Consider the following 12,925-nt stretch of genomic DNA (forward strand, 5'->3'; position numbering starts at 1 on the left):
AATCCGGATGAAAAAAATACTGCTTTGTTTAGGCGCCGTGTTGGGCAGCTTCTGCGACCAATCTTTTGCGCAAAAAACTGCGGAATACAAATATGTGCAAGGGAAGATTGTGACACCCTGGGCCGAAAAAGTGACGGCTCAAAACCCGCTTCCTGAATATCCCAGGCCACAGCTTGTCAGGCAAAACTGGCAGAACATCAATGGCTTGTGGAGCTACGCCATTGTCGCGAAAAATATGGCTGATACCAAACCTACCACATTTGACGGTCAAATTCTGGTCCCTTTTGCGGTAGAATCTGCATTGTCCGGAGTTGGCAAAACAGTGGGAAAGGATAGCGTTCTGTGGTACAACCGCAGTATTGATTTTGTTGCGCCGAAATCGAAGGATCAAAGGGTGCTCATACACTTTGGTGCTGTGGATTGGAAATGTGATGTGTTCGTCAATGGAAAGGCCGCTGGTTCACACCAGGGTGGTTACGACCCGTTTACATTTGATATTACGGATTTGATTATCAAGAAAAAACCGTTGGAGATCAGTGTTAAAGTGTGGGACCCCAGCAGCGACGGGCCGCAGCCAAGAGGAAAGCAGATCAAGAACCCACATGGAATCTGGTATACGCCGGTAACGGGTATCTGGCAAACTGTCTGGTTGGAAACTGTATCGGCTAGCTATGTGGAGGGTATCAAACAGACACCTGACATTGATAAGCAAACCGTGACCGTGCATACCGATGTGAAAGGCGCCGAACCAGCTGATAAAGTAAAAATTACAGCCTGGGACGGTACCAGCAAAGTGACTGAGCAGGAAGTGCCAGCTGGTACAGATGCAGTTTTAAACATTAGTAACCCGAAACTTTGGTCGCCGGATTCCCCTTTTTTATATGACCTGACCGTCGCCATTATCCGGAATGGAAAAGCAGTGGACGAGGTTAAAAGCTACTTTGCCATGCGCAAAATATCCATGGAGCCTGACGCAAATGGGGTGCAGCGGATGATGCTCAATAACAAGTTTTTATTTCAATACGGGCCACTGGACCAGGGATGGTGGCCGGATGGGCTTTATACCGCACCGACCGACGAAGCTTTGAAATTTGACATTGTTAAAACCAAAGAAATGGGTTTCAATATGATCAGAAAGCATGTGAAAGTGGAGCCTGCAAGATGGTACCGGTACTGCGATGAACTGGGTATGCTGGTGTGGCAGGATATGCCAAGTGGTGATCTGGGCAACAACTGGGAACAGCGACCCGGCATTACCGGCGCGGAAACGGATAAAAACCGTACGCCTGAGTCGGAAAATATTTATAAAACAGAATGGAAGGCGATCATGGATGCCAATTACCACTTTCCATCGATTGTGGTATGGGTGCCGTTCAATGAGGCTTGGGGGCAGTTTAAGACCGAAGAAATCACGAACTGGACTATGCAATATGACCCGAGCAGACTGGTAAACAGCGCGAGCGGGGGTAATTTCCATCCGGTTGGGCATATTATCGATATGCATAATTATCCTGCTCCGGTTATGCCCAAACCTGAAATCTTTGGACCCAAGCAAATTATCGTTCTGGGTGAATTTGGAGGACTGGGCTTGCCAGTTGACCAGCATACCTGGCAGCAAAAAGATAACTGGGGATACCAGAGTTTTAAGAACCAGGACGAGCTCTACAAACGCTATGAGTCGTTTATCGGTAGGTTTGAAGCGCTGATCAGGAAGGGGTTATCTGCCGCGGTTTATACACAAACTACGGATGTGGAGGTTGAAATCAATGGTTTGATGACCTATGATAGAAAAGTGGTGAAGTTACCGGAGGCCAAGCTCAAAGATATTCACTCGCCGCTTTATAATTCTGAGTGGGTGAAGATAAAGTAATAGTGTTACGCTAATTGTCAGATATTGTCATTTCTAGTCAGGTGTTGTTTGGTGGTGTTTAATATTGTCATTCGTTGTCAGATGTTGTCATAAATAGCACCTGACAACATCTGACAACGAATGACGAAAAATGACAACGTCTGATCAAGAAATCACATCTTCATTTGCGCTTCAACGACAGCGATCGCCACCATATTAACGATTTCACGAACAGAGCTTCCCAGCTGCAATACGTGAACAGGTTTTTTCATACCTAGCAAAATCGGCCCGATCGTTTCCAGTTCCGCTGCCTCTTTCAGGAGGTTATAGGCGATGTTACTTGCCGAGAGGTTGGGGAAAATAAGGGTATTGGCGCCACCGTCTACGAGATCGCTAAACGGGTGGTTTTCTTTCAAAAGTGCCGTGTTGAAAGCCAAATGCGCCTGCATTTCTCCTTCTACCACCATGGACGGATTACGTTTTTTAAGAATCGCAGTCGCTTCCCGCATCTTCACTGCGTCCGTACCATCTGCGCTGCCGTAGTTGGCATATGTGAGCAGTGCAATCCGCGGATGAATGTTAAACCGTTCAACGGCTTTTGCAGTCAGTTCCGTGATTTCAACGATTTCATCTACGGTAGGATCCAGGTTTACGGTGGTATCCGAGAAGAAAAGCGGGCCTTTGGGGGTAAGTAAAATGTACATACCGGCCACTTTATTCACGCCAGGATCTTTACCGATCACTTGCAACGCCGGACGAATGGTGTCGGGGTAGGTTCTCGTCAGTCCGGAAATGAGCGCGTCGGCTTCGCCGTTTTCCACCATCATTGATCCGAAATAACTTCTGAAATAGATCGATCTGTGCGCTTCGACAGGGGTTAACCCTTTTCTTTTGCGTTTCTCGTATAACGCGTTCGCATATTGATCGATCGTATGGGCATTCTCGTCGGCGCGCGGATCGACAATTGAAACGTCGGTTAAATCCAGCTTGCTTTCAGAGATCATTTTTTGAATGGTATCCTTGCTTCCCAGCAGGATTGGAATGGCAATGCCTTCATCACGAACCTGTTGTGCAGCTCTGAGTACCTGAATGTTCTCAGCGTCGGCGAAAACCACTCTTTTTGGAGCGAGCTTGGCTTTGTTGAGGATCACACGGGAAATCTGCTCGTTCCTTCCCAAACGGCTGGATAATTCCTGTTCGTAAGCATCCCAGTCGGTAATGGTTTTTCGGGCAACACCTGTCGCAATAGCTGCTTTCGCAACTGCGGGAGCGACAGTAGTCAGCAGTCGGGGATCTACCGGCTTTGGAATGATGTAATTTTTACCAAAAACAATATTGGTCTCATTGTACGCCAGATTGACAATGTCGGGAACAGGCTTGGTTGCCAGATCGGCCAGGGCATGAACCGCTGCAAGCTTCATTTCTTCATTGATTTCAGTCGCGCGTACATCGAGGGCGCCCCTGAAAATGTAAGGAAAGCCGAGTACATTGTTCACCTGGTTGGGATAATCCGAGCGTCCGGTTGCCATAATGACATCCTCGCGGGCTTCCACAGCATCCGGGTAGGGAATTTCGGGATTGGGGTTCGCCATGGCCAGTACGATCGGGTCCTTAGCCATTGATTTGACCATATCCTTGGAAACAATATCGGCCGTGGAAAGTCCCAGAAACAGGTCTGCTCCTTTCATGGCATGTTCAAGTGAATCGTAGGCAACCTCGGTTGCAAACTGTTTCTTCATTTCAGTAAGATCCGTCCGGCCATTGTGAATGTGGCCTTTGGTATCAAACATGGCAATGTTCTTAGGATTGGCTCCAAGAGAGAGGTACAGTTTGGTACAGGAAACGGCAGAAGCGCCTGCTCCCGATACGACGACGCGAATGTCGTTGATATCTTTGTTGACCAATTTCAATGCATTGAGCATTGCCGCTGCGCTAATGATCGCAGTACCATGCTGGTCGTCGTGCATAACGGGGATATTCAGCTCCTTTTTTAGTCGTGCTTCGATTTCGAAACACTCAGGAGCTTTGATATCTTCCAGGTTAACACCGCCAAAGGTTGGTTCAAGAATTTTAACGGTCCTGACAAATTCGTCGACATTTTTGGTATTGAGCTCAATATCAAAGACATCAATGTCAGCATATATTTTAAAGAGGAGTCCTTTACCTTCCATTACGGGTTTGGAAGCTTCCGGTCCGATATCACCCAATCCCAAAACGGCTGTTCCGTTACTAATTACAGCAACCAGGTTTCCCTTGGCTGTATAGAGGTAAGCATTTTCGACATTTTCAGCGATTTCCAGACAGGGCTCTGCTACTCCGGGCGAATAAGCGAGTGATAAGTCACGTTGCGTGCTGGTTTCTTTGGTAGGAATCACCTGAATTTTACCAGGCCTACCTTTGGAATGGTAGTATAGAGCGTCTTCTTTTCTGATCTTTTTATTCATACCTTTTAGACAATGGATTTGGCGCTAAGGTACAAACAATCGATACAAGGCAATGAGATTTACTGTGGTAATCACAGTAAATTCACCTGATATTTTCTAAAAATCCCTGAGAACTTTATTGGAAGAAGACAGGTCATCGTCATTGAAAGAAGGGCTTTTAACCATTTTCTTTTTGTCCTTTACAGTTACGATCCTTTTCTTGAGGAAGTGCGCAAATATCATGTACAGGCCAAATAAGGCGATGTAAATGTATAGAGATGCCGTGTTGGTAATGTCGCCATGAAAGGTAAAAAACAATGCAGTGTTCAGGATCGTAACCATCCACAATGAGAACGAAGCCCAAAAGTGGTTTAGCCCATTATCAATCAGGATGTGGTGCATATGATTGCGATCCGCAACAAATGGTGACCCCCCTTTGAAAAGCCTGACGATAAACACGCGCAGCGTATCGAAAATTGGAACGATCAGCAGCACCATCACAATGATCGGTGCATTGAAGTATGCATTGGGGTCATGCAGGTAGCCTACATTTAATGACAAAAATTCGACAGAGAATATCGAAAGCAGATAACCGACGATCAGTGAACCGGTATCTCCCATGAAGATCTTACTGGTCTTGGAGAAGTTAAAACGAAGGAAACCCATCAGCGATCCCGACATGGCAAACGCCAGACAGCCAAATGAGAAGTGATCATTAAGGATAAACCAGATCCCAAAACCCAGACCGGCGATCAGACTGATACCACCTGCAAGACCGTCGATACCGTCGATCAGGTTAATAGCATTGATGATGGCAATAAAAATAAAGACCGTGAGCGGGATACTGATAAAGTCTGAAACCTGGTGAATTCCAAAAATACCGTAGAAATTATCAACCTTAAAGTTACCCATCGCCACAAGTATCAGCGATGCGAAAATCTGGATAATCAGTTTTTTGGTAGGGTCTACCGCCAGTATATCATCCTTAATACCGAGGAAAAACAGAATGATCACACCCGTCATGGCGAGGCTGATCAGGTTGGAATCCAGTATGTTTTCAGAATGTGGCCAAAGGAAATAGGCAATCAATGTAGCGGCAAAAATGGCAATTCCACCTAATGTGGGCGTTTCCGTTTCATGCGAACTCCTGAAACCCGGCTTAGCTGTCAAGTGTAAAAGATTCGACAGGTTAATGATAATGGGGATGGAAATAATGGAGAGGAAACAGGCGATCAGAAAGGAGAGGAGGCATTGGTAAACATCGTGATGGATGATGTTATTGAAGTTTCCTTCACTTAGGATCTGTAGAGGTAGTTGTAATTCCATAGTGTCTGCCAATGTATGTGAAGTGTTATAACGTTGCTAGGGAGTTATCCTAACCAAAAGTCGTAATTTAAATCAATATTAAGAACATGTAAATACCTGAATATCAAAATATTTATTATCCGGTTTGGACGCTATCCTGCTTCTTTTATTTAAATAAACTGAAAAATTTTTCTCAAAGGTTTTAGCCACAAAGTGTAAAATCTGGGGGTCAAATTATTTGTCTTCCAGGCTTTTAAATCATTTCGGTTAGCGGCAATGCGGTTGGCTAGTGTACTGTTGCTAACTCCTCCTATCCGCATTTTGACAAGTACCTTTGGTAAATAAGCAATTTTGATACCTGCCTTGTGAATGAACCGCAGCATCAATTCGTAATCTGCCGCGCTTCCAAGGTCAAGCCTGAACTTGCCGAACTGCTCATAAACTTCTTTTTTTACAAAAAAGGTCGGATGCGGCGGCATCCATCCATTTAAAAAGGCACCTTTTTTATAACTGCCTGATATCCATTTTCTTTTGATGACGGTTTCATCAACCGAATCCACATATTCCAAGTCACCATAGCAGCCCTGAAAATGACCGGCTGACATTGCTGCGACCATTTCGCTGATCACCGTGCGGTTTGCATAAAAATCATCCGCATTCAGTATTCCAATGATATCACCCGTTGCTAATTGTATGCCTTTGTTCATGGCATCGTAAATTCCCGCATCGGGCTCGCTGATAAATCTGCTAATTTTATCGCCATAAGACTGGACCACCGCCTGGGTGCCATCCTTAGAATTACCGTCGATTACGATGTATTCAATCAGTGGATAGTCCTGATCTTTCACAGACTCAATACACTGGCGAATAGTTTGAACGCCATTGAAAACTACGGTCAGGATACTTACTTTCAACTGGTTATATTTCTTGTTTTAATGTATTTGGCCGGATTTCCCTGGTAAATCCCATAGGCTTCCAGGTTAGTTGTCGCTACCGAGCTCACAGTCAGCACCGCGTGGGAAGCCACTTGTACGCCCGGGCAAACCGTGGCTTTCGCTCCGATCCAGGCGCCTTTTTCAATTGTAATGGGCTTGACGATCAGGTCAAAAGTGCTTTTGGTATAATTGTGATTGCCCGTCAGCAGCATGCAACCCTGCGATAGGCAAACGTTTGATTCAATTCTCACCAAAGTGAGGTTGTCGATCCACACATTTTCACCTATCCAGACCTGGTCCCTGATTTCCAGAAACCATGGGTATTTGATATTCACTTTGGGTTTCAGCACCACATTCACACCAATCTTCGCCCCAAAAATTCTCAAAAGCCATACTTTAAAAAAAGACGGGTAGGGCAGGTAAGTGTTCACAAACATCCGACAGGTGATGTACCAGAGAAGCTGCTTGATAAAACCGCCTGGCTGGTACCAGCTGTTGTCATATCCGGACAGATTGGTTTGGGCTTTTAAGGTCTTTTCCATATTCTGTCCTGAAATGTGAGATGATACTTTCCTTGCTTCTTCCAACTTTGAAATACACTTCGTAAATCTTAGCGTCTACCAGGAACCTGTACCAGAATCCCTGAAGAAAATGCCAGATTAAGCCTTTTTTGCCGTCCAGAAAACCACCTTTTAAAAAATATCGGTAAAAAAAGTAGATAAACGGACGGGTGAATAATGGCATGCCCGCGTACTTGATTTTCAGAAAACGTGTGCGTTGCTCCTGACTTCCCCAGAAACTGGGTTCGACAGTCTCTTTACTATCAAAATTATATTTTATATTCAATAAATCGATTACTTCCCGTATTGCATAATTGTTATGCTTTTGCGTCCACCAGGTCAGGTTGTTGAGGTTGTGATCGACGATATCATGCTGTAACTGAGCGGTGGTGCCGCTACTTAGCTTGATATGTTCGTCCATCCAAAGCTCTTCGCAAGTTCCAAGGCCTCGACGCCAGAGTCTCAGTAGCCAGATCGGGTAGTAGCCTCCTCGCCTGATCCATTTATCCATAAATATGACGCGTCTTTTTACATACAATCCTGAAATATCATTGGAAATATGTTGCAATGAGCCGGAAAGCTCCGCGCCAAGCTCTGGGGTAATGTACTCGTCTGCGTCCATCCGCATGAGCCAGGTCGTTTTGAACGGATTGTTCTCAATGCCGAAATTGAACTGAAAAGCGTAAGAAACCCAGGGATTCTGAATGACAGCAGCGCCAAGGCTTTCTGCAATTGCTACGGTGTCGTCTGTGGAAAATGAATCAACAATAAAGATCTTATCCGTTATCTGAAGCAAGCTCTTAATGCAACGCGCAATGTGCTTGGATTCGTTGTGTGTTAAAATGATGACGGATAAATCAATCATACCCAGGGGAAAACGGTAAAACGTTTTCGTTTAGCGGTTACTTGATGTTCAAAGATAATTAGATTTTTTTAACTTTCTTGTATTCTTCTAATAATTGATTGGCTACCACTCTGATGTCAAAGTTTTCGGTTACCATCTTGTAGGCACGATTTGATAGTTCCAACGCATAGGATTTATCTTGTAATATTTTAAGAAGTCCTGCCGCAACCCCGTCGCTGGTGAGCGGCGTGAGGTAGGCGGCATCGTAGCGTTTTATGTAGTCTCCAAAACCGACACGGTCCGAAACCAGGGCAGTAACTTTCGAAGTCATTGCTTCCAGAACAGCGATGGAAAAGCCTTCCGAATAGGACGGGAGCACAAAAAGGTCTGCGTCTGCGAGCGCCTCTTTCTTGTGCGTGTCTGTGAGCATACCCACGAGTTTAATGCGGCTGCCAAGATTGTTCTTTTTGATAAAATCCTCGGTTTCGGCCTGATAGCCATCGTCGGGACCGGCCAGTACGAGTATTGCGTCGGGTAACCGCTCATGTACTTTCTGGAATGCGGGAAGCAGCAGGTCAAGTCCTTTTTTAATGTTGAGCCTTCCCATAAAAAGCACCATTTGCTGACTACTGCTAATACCGTGTTTGGCACGGAAAACTCCCTTTGCGGGCAAGTTCTCATATTCAGAGAGCTTCATGCCATTGGGTACGATGACCATATTTTTAGGCCGGTAACCCAGGTAGCGGATCACATCCTCTTCTTCGTCCGTATTATTGATCTGGATCAGGTCGGCTCTTCCCAAAAGCCTTTTTTGATAGAGTACTGTCACGATCTGTTTCTTCCATTTGCTGTGTGCAACCGCCCATTTGTCCAAAAGACCATGAATGGTAATCACTTTCACGGCTTTGTTGGGTATCAGAAATGGGGCCAGGCTTCCAAAATGCCAGATTCCATGCATATGGATCACATCATATTCATGAATGTGTTTTTTCAAATACTGGTACATCTCAATCGAAAACTCGCGATATATATTGCTCAGCGGCGTTGTGCGGGCACACGCTATCAGCCGGGCGCCTTCCGGGACGGGATACATCTTTTCACCCGGCGTCATTGGGCTCAGGATGTCAACCTGATGGCCTTGCCTGACAACCTCCGTCGTGTGGTCATAAATGATCCTGGCCGGTCCTCCGATTGCCCAGGTGTAAGCGCATATATTTAAAATTCGCATGTTTTGGATTCTATTTCTTGGTCGAATGCTACTCAATGCGGCTATTTCGACTGCTCTAATTTTTGATAACACTTCACCATTTGCAAAGCGACCTTACCTGATGAAAACGGGGCGATCAATTTCAAAGACTCCTTACCCATTAAAGCAATGTTGTCGGGGTAGCGCACAAAAAAATCCATGGCCGTTTCCAGCCCGGACTGTTTTTCTGGATCAAATGAAAAACCATTCACCCGGTTTCTAACCAGATCCTCCGCACATCCGCAGGTGCTGGAAACGATTACCGGCATGCCACAAACCATTGCCTCATTGACAACGAGTCCCCACGGCTCAGATTTGCTGGGCAGGATCAGTACGTCACTTTTTGCAAGCCAGTCAGGGACTTGATACCATGGAAAACCTCCCGCAAACTGAACTTTGGCATTAATGTCCAATTCGTTTGCCAGGTTTTCAAGCAATGCCCTCGAAGGGCCGTCCCCAACTAAAAGCAACTCCCAATTTTCGTCCCGAAACTTGCTGAAAGCATGCAGCATTAATTCAAGGTTTTTTTCGGGGGCAAGCCGTCCCACATAAATGAACCTTCTGATATTGGTGTCCGGAGTGACTTTTTCCTTTGCCTGATCGTATTGGGTTTTGATAAATTCTTCATCAATAACCGCAGCATTGCGGACGGCAATGTCATCGGGTTTCACGCCCAGATTTTCCAGATAGACAGCTGAGCTTTTACCAAAGCAAAAAAATGCATTTGCCCGGTTGACAATGAATTTCTTGATAGCCTCTTTGATCGCAGACCGGTTGTGGTCCATCGAAGACGATTCGGAGGATATGACCACTTTCACGCCTTTCATTCTGGCGTAAAACATCAATAATACCTGCGCCCAGTCAAAATAACCGGTGATGTTCAACACTGTCGGCTTGTAGCTGCGAAAAGCTGCAAACAATGCTTTTCGCCTTTCTCCAAATGCGACACTGTCCAACGCGCGATCGAATAGTACCTGGTATGGATATTCGTAGCGCACCGTGTCGTCGTTTTGCATCACGCTGCGACTGGCTTCAAATAGGGCAATCTGCACGACCAGAAAGTCACTTTCCGGTTCCTTCTCTCTCAGGGACCGGTTGATCTCGCTGAAAAGCCTGGATTTGTAATGCGCCCATAACTGGTTGTGAACAATGAGTACGCGCATTACCTTTCGAGTTTAAGATATTCCTGAAACAAGGGATACAGGTTGTTGGCCAGAAAAACTTGCCCGCCGGCGTTGAAATGCACTACATCCATCTTGCGATAATATTTGGGCGCTATCCCAAACTGAAATTCATTGATCAGCCGGATGTCTTTTTCTTTTGCGAAGCGGATAATTTCGTTGCCCTGATCATTAAAATGTCCCAGTTCTATTTCGGAGATTTCCGGGTGCAGATAAATGAAAAGAGGTACATTATTATCTTTTGCCAATTGGTAAATCTGCTCATACCCAGGGTTGAACACCATGCCTGGCTTGCGGATCCCAGCATCGTTAAGCTTTTCTTTTTTAGAAGAATCGACCTTTGCCGAATCTGCTTTTGTTTCAGCAATTTTCGGTTCCTGAACTACTTCCGGGCTGATGAAGAAAGAATTGAAGAAATAAAAGAACATCCAGCGATAACGGTCCCACAGCTCGTAAAGCGCTACTTTATATTGCTTGTCAGGCCAGCCCGGGTCTATGCCGACAGGGCTTTGGTGTGACATGATATCGTGTGCATCGTGACTGCTCGTCACCAGACATATGAGTTTGGCTTTAAACAAACCGTATTTTTTCAGGAACGCTGCAACGTTGTCTGGCCCCCAGGAGCCGGCAGAAATATTGAGTACACGCACTCTTTGGCCAAAATCTTTCAGAAAACGCTTTTCAAGCAATGTCGAAGCTACGCTGTCCTGATCGGTGAGACTGCCGCCATTCACGACCGAATCACCGATCAGAAGGATTACCAGACTGTCCGTCGGTAAAATCTCCTCGTTTCGCATGGAATAACTATTGGTGCGGAGCCTGTACCCAAAGCGTGTTACATCCTGATTAGGAGCATAAACGTATTCAAAATCGGGGTCGGAAATGTAGAGTGGCGAGTTACAGAAACCGTATTTTACCCTTAACACAACTTCGGCAATCCCGGCAAGAATGATAATCGCAATTAAAAACCTATAAATGTATTTTAACATCGTGTGAAGTTCGGTGTCTGCTTCGAACGCGTTTGCAAATTTAGGATTACTTTTCCCATTTACGACTTTTTGCGCTCGCGTTAAATAAATATGTTGACAGCAAAGCTGCATGCTGATGATCTTGCACGGTTTGTTGCCGCATTGTTTAAATAAATGCACCGTATATCCGCCATAGTCCGACGCCAGGTCATTGGAATGGTAATTGGGCAGAATCGCGGAGCATCCGTTATGAATAACCCGCTTAGTGATAAGTCATTTAAAATCATACTTCAAAACTCATCTCATTATGAAACTGATAGAATCGAAAGCCGCGACTTTGACTGAACCGGTCAAATTGTTTGTCCATGAAGTAGGACAGGGAAAGCCGGTGGTATTTATCTCCGGATGGCCGCTAAGCCATGAAATGTGGGAGTACCAGTTCAATGAGCTTCCCAAACATGGTATCCGGTGCATTGGGTATGACAGACGTGGTTTTGGCAGGTCTGACAAGCCCTGGAACGGATATGACTATGATACATTGGCCGCGGATTTAAAATCGGTTATAGAAGAACTGAATTTGAATGAGGTAACATTGGTCGGTTTTTCAATGGGCGGCGGAGAAGTCGTGCGCTACCTGAGCACTTATGGAAGTGGCAGGATCTCCAAGGCAGTACTGATCAGCTCGATAGTACCTTATATGCTGAAAACCGACGATAATCCCGACGGGGTGCCTCAGGAGAATTTTGATGGTTTTGTTAAAGATATTGAGCAAGACCGTCCCAAGTTTCTGACTGATTTTGCGAAGGATTTTTATGGTAATTCGCTATTAAACAATGCGGTTAGCGATGAAATATTGCATTGGCATAGCATTCTGGCGTTGCAGGCATCGGGACGGGCCACCACGCAATGCATACGCAGTTTCAGCGCGACGGATTTCAGAAATGAAATTTCCTATCTGGACGTTCCGATATTGATCATTCATGGAGAGTCCGACAAAACGGTACCCATTGAGGTCAGCAGCAACAGGACTTCCCAGATGCTTCCCGGGGCGGAATATATCATTTATGAGAGCGCTCCGCACGGCCTGTTCATTACTCACAAAGAAAGACTGAACCAAAATCTGATCCAGTTTATCAATCAGCAAGTGGTGACGATCAGCAATCCTTATACTGATATCGTTACCTAAATGATGGTATCGATCAAAGAAGCCAAGCTATCGGCTTGGCTTCTTTGCTTTTAAAGCATTTCAATTAGCTCTATGCGGTTTCCAAAGGGATCCCGGAAAGAGAACCGGTTCCTGTCCGGGATTTTGCTCTCGTTTTTGAGCTCAATGTGATGAGATTCCAGCAGTTTTCGGGCTGCTTCGAGATTATGTACTTCAAATGCAGGATGTCTCTGAGAGTGCTCATGGTTATTTTCTGCTCGGATATGCAGCTGAATATCACCCATTTGAAACCATATCGCGCCATTTGGTAATGGATAGCCTGTATCAGTTATTTCTTTCAGGCCCAGAACGTTCCCGTAAAATTCACGCGCCTCTTCTTCTTTTCCGACCGGGAAGCAAAGCATAATGTGGTCGAGCCTCTTAAATTCAATTTTCATTTTTATGGAGTG

At 45.4% G+C, this 12,925-nt stretch carries 11 protein-coding genes; 2 read left to right on the plus strand and 9 right to left on the minus strand.

Annotation, left to right across the window (positions count from 1 at the left end; translation table 11 throughout):
* Window positions 1-7 precede the first annotated feature (7 nt).
* On the plus strand, window positions 8-1,870 hold the full coding sequence (locus ON006_RS06975) for a glycoside hydrolase family 2 protein (RefSeq protein ID WP_244819200.1): 1,863 nt from the start codon (window positions 8-10) through the stop codon (window positions 1,868-1,870).
* 152 nt (window positions 1,871-2,022) lie between these two features.
* Here ON006_RS06975 and ON006_RS06980 read toward each other — a convergent pair whose 3' ends face one another.
* From ON006_RS06980 to ON006_RS07015, 8 genes are all read right to left on the minus strand, one after another.
* A complete protein-coding gene (locus tag ON006_RS06980) occupies window positions 2,023-4,293 on the minus strand; it encodes an NADP-dependent malic enzyme (RefSeq protein ID WP_244819199.1) in 2,271 nt (756 codons plus the stop codon).
* 96 nt (window positions 4,294-4,389) lie between these two features.
* Window positions 4,390-5,598 (minus strand): MraY family glycosyltransferase, encoded by a 1,209-nt coding sequence (locus ON006_RS06985; protein ID WP_244819198.1) that lies wholly within the window; start codon window positions 5,596-5,598, stop codon window positions 4,390-4,392.
* A 149-nt stretch (window positions 5,599-5,747) separates the two neighbouring features.
* Complete coding sequence (locus tag ON006_RS06990) at window positions 5,748-6,491, minus strand: glycosyltransferase family 2 protein (RefSeq protein ID WP_244819197.1); 744 nt, start codon at window positions 6,489-6,491, stop codon at window positions 5,748-5,750.
* Window positions 6,488-7,054 carry a WcaF family extracellular polysaccharide biosynthesis acetyltransferase gene (locus ON006_RS06995; RefSeq protein ID WP_244819196.1) on the minus strand — a complete coding sequence of 189 codons (567 nt, stop codon included), beginning with the start codon at window positions 7,052-7,054 and terminating at the stop codon, window positions 6,488-6,490. Before ON006_RS06995 ends, ON006_RS06990 begins: the two co-directional genes overlap by 4 nt.
* Window positions 7,011-7,937 (minus strand): glycosyltransferase family 2 protein, encoded by a 927-nt coding sequence (locus ON006_RS07000; RefSeq protein ID WP_244819195.1) that lies wholly within the window; start codon window positions 7,935-7,937, stop codon window positions 7,011-7,013. The genes ON006_RS06995 and ON006_RS07000 overlap by 44 nt, the downstream gene beginning before the upstream one ends.
* A gap of 58 nt (window positions 7,938-7,995) precedes the next feature.
* Window positions 7,996-9,144 (minus strand): glycosyltransferase, encoded by a 1,149-nt coding sequence (locus ON006_RS07005; RefSeq protein WP_244819194.1) that lies wholly within the window; start codon window positions 9,142-9,144, stop codon window positions 7,996-7,998.
* Between the two features lie 41 nt (window positions 9,145-9,185).
* On the minus strand, window positions 9,186-10,325 hold the full coding sequence (locus ON006_RS07010) for a glycosyltransferase family 4 protein (protein ID WP_244819193.1): 1,140 nt from the start codon (window positions 10,323-10,325) through the stop codon (window positions 9,186-9,188).
* A complete protein-coding gene (locus ON006_RS07015) occupies window positions 10,325-11,332 on the minus strand; it encodes a hypothetical protein (protein ID WP_244819192.1) in 1,008 nt (335 codons plus the stop codon). The genes ON006_RS07010 and ON006_RS07015 overlap by 1 nt, the downstream gene beginning before the upstream one ends.
* A 286-nt stretch (window positions 11,333-11,618) precedes the next feature.
* Here ON006_RS07015 and ON006_RS07020 point away from each other — a divergent pair, with 286 nt between their 5' ends.
* Entirely contained in the window at window positions 11,619-12,497 is an 879-nt protein-coding gene (locus tag ON006_RS07020) for an alpha/beta fold hydrolase (protein ID WP_244819191.1), read from the plus strand.
* A 50-nt stretch (window positions 12,498-12,547) separates the two neighbouring features.
* Here ON006_RS07020 and ON006_RS07025 read toward each other — a convergent pair whose 3' ends face one another.
* On the minus strand, window positions 12,548-12,913 hold the full coding sequence (locus ON006_RS07025; protein WP_244819190.1) for a VOC family protein: 366 nt from the start codon (window positions 12,911-12,913) through the stop codon (window positions 12,548-12,550).
* Between the last annotated feature and the right edge of the window lie 12 nt (window positions 12,914-12,925).

Origin of the sequence: Dyadobacter pollutisoli, assembly GCF_026625565.1 — a bacterium.
In the GTDB taxonomy this organism is placed as follows: Bacteria; Bacteroidota; Bacteroidia; order Cytophagales; family Spirosomataceae; genus Dyadobacter; species Dyadobacter pollutisoli.

Excerpts from the sequence above, each read along its gene's own strand:
- ON006_RS06975 (WP_244819200.1), top strand. The coding sequence starts at position 8 with ATGAAAAAAATACTGCTTTGTTTAGGCGCCGTGTTGGGCAGCTTCTGC.
- ON006_RS06980 (WP_244819199.1), bottom strand. The coding sequence starts at position 4,293 with ATGAATAAAAAGATCAGAAAAGAAGACGCTCTATACTACCATTCCAAA.
- ON006_RS06985 (WP_244819198.1), bottom strand. The coding sequence starts at position 5,598 with ATGGAATTACAACTACCTCTACAGATCCTAAGTGAAGGAAACTTCAAT.
- ON006_RS06995 (WP_244819196.1), bottom strand. The coding sequence starts at position 7,054 with ATGGAAAAGACCTTAAAAGCCCAAACCAATCTGTCCGGATATGACAAC.
- ON006_RS07000 (WP_244819195.1), bottom strand. The coding sequence starts at position 7,937 with ATGATTGATTTATCCGTCATCATTTTAACACACAACGAATCCAAGCAC.
- ON006_RS07005 (WP_244819194.1), bottom strand. The coding sequence starts at position 9,144 with ATGCGAATTTTAAATATATGCGCTTACACCTGGGCAATCGGAGGACCG.
- ON006_RS07010 (WP_244819193.1), bottom strand. The coding sequence starts at position 10,325 with ATGCGCGTACTCATTGTTCACAACCAGTTATGGGCGCATTACAAATCC.
- ON006_RS07015 (WP_244819192.1), bottom strand. The coding sequence starts at position 11,332 with ATGTTAAAATACATTTATAGGTTTTTAATTGCGATTATCATTCTTGCC.
- ON006_RS07020 (WP_244819191.1), top strand. The coding sequence starts at position 11,619 with ATGAAACTGATAGAATCGAAAGCCGCGACTTTGACTGAACCGGTCAAA.
- ON006_RS07025 (WP_244819190.1), bottom strand. The coding sequence starts at position 12,913 with ATGAAAATTGAATTTAAGAGGCTCGACCACATTATGCTTTGCTTCCCG.